This is a genomic window from Bartonella sp. AD328YNZD, from assembly GCF_042196425.1.
Genome location: NZ_JBHIQG010000470.1, coordinates 1 through 1,509, shown reverse-complemented (window position 1 = coordinate 1,509; position 1,509 = coordinate 1). Strand labels below are relative to the sequence as shown.

1 protein-coding gene, 1 tRNA gene and 1 pseudogene are annotated in these 1,509 nt (G+C 38.2%); 1 reads left to right on the top strand and 2 read right to left on the bottom strand.

What is annotated here, in order from left to right:
• Both ACFIO3_RS12900 and ACFIO3_RS12895 read right to left on the bottom strand, forming a co-directional pair.
• Positions 1–158, bottom strand: a pseudogene (locus ACFIO3_RS12900) (ABC transporter permease); the annotation flags it as partial.
• 63 nt (positions 159–221) lie between these two features.
• Positions 222–1,199 carry an ABC transporter substrate-binding protein gene (locus ACFIO3_RS12895; protein WP_375609962.1) on the bottom strand — a complete coding sequence of 326 codons (978 nt, stop codon included), beginning with the start codon at positions 1,197–1,199 and terminating at the stop codon, positions 222–224.
• Between the two features lie 186 nt (positions 1,200–1,385).
• On the opposite strand from ACFIO3_RS12895, the gene ACFIO3_RS12890 reads away from it, so the two are divergent.
• Positions 1,386–1,460: transfer RNA gene (locus ACFIO3_RS12890), tRNA-Gly, on the top strand.
• The last annotated feature ends 49 nt before the right edge of the window (positions 1,461–1,509 follow it).

The following is a 1,509-nucleotide window of genomic DNA, read 5'->3' as shown; positions in this document are numbered from 1 at the left end:
AGAATCAAAACACCACAGACACAGGAACCAAGAAGAAACGAGCCATCAACCGTTAAATCAGGAAAATCTAAAACCCGAAATGAAAGATAAACCCCTATAGCAACAAACGCATAAATAAGGCCTAATTCCACAGCGCCAGAAAACGCAAATATATTCATGTAAAGACAATCCCCATGAAAACTTAACGTATTTTTATTGTATCAACACTCTATCAATAAAAGTTATTGAATCACTTTTGTTGCACGATCAATAACTGCCTGCGGAATAACAATCCCTGCTTTTTTAGCTGCTTTCAAATCAATTCGAATGTCATTATTAGCCGCCTGCACAACATCAATATCACCAGGCTTTTCACCCTTTAGAATACGTACAACCAATTTCCCAGCATCAACCCCTACATCATAGAAATTCACACCTTGCGTCATAAAAGGCCCGCGCCCGATAGTATTAGCATCAACAGTAAATACAGGCATATTGGCTTCCTCTGAGACCTTTATTGCACCTTCTAAAACAGATAAAATCGTATTATCAGCAGGAACAAAAATAATATCGACCTTACCGATTAAAGCGCGTGTTGCTGCCTGAACATCTGAAGGTTTTGGTGCCGATGAAGGAATGATTTCAATTCCTGCTTTTTTTGCTACATCCTTTAATACCTTAAGTGTCGAAACAGAATTTGCCTCAGAAGCATTATAAAGGTAACCAATTTTTTTCAAATCTGGTTTTACTTCTTGTAAAAGTCTAACACTTTCTGCAACATCTATACGATCCGAACTCCCTGTCATATTACCGCCAGGTTTGGTAAGCGAAGAAACGATTTTAGCTCCGATAGGATCAGAAATTGCTGCAAAGACGATAGGAATTGTTTTTGTTGCCGCAAGCATCGTTTGTGCTGAAGGCGTGGTAATTGCGACAATAACATCGGGTTTATCACCAACAAATTTACGTGCAATTTGCGTTGCTGTTGAAATATTACCCTGCGCTGATAAAAAGGTAAGGTGAAAATTTTCACCTTGCTTATAGCCATTTGCTGCAAGCACATCTTCCACACCTTTACGAACAGCATCCGCAGCAGGATGGACCATAATTTGCGTTATTGCAACTTTAACGTGTTTAACTTGGTCATCGGCCTTTGCAACACTGTTCATCATAAAAACAGTTGCAATGATAATCCCTAATATATTTATTCTCTTCAACATTATACTCCACCCCTCTCCATGCAAAAATTAAAAAAGGAATAATTTATTACTGAAGAATTTTCTAAAATCAATCTTTATTTCATTTTATCGAAACATGGACAAAATAAATCAAACAGAAATGATATTTTTTTGTTGCAATTCGTAAAAGCCTACGCCATACAAGCAAGATATATATCGAATCGGTGAGCGGGTGTAGCTCAGGGGTAGAGCACAACCTTGCCAAGGTTGGGGTCGTGGGTTCGAATCCCATCGCCCGCTCCATTTAATTTTGTATTTATTCGTTCTTGTATGGAGTTATAGTTGTAGCTTG

Excerpts from the sequence above, each read along its gene's own strand:
- ACFIO3_RS12895 (WP_375609962.1), bottom strand. The coding sequence starts at position 1,199 with ATGTTGAAGAGAATAAATATATTAGGGATTATCATTGCAACTGTTTTT.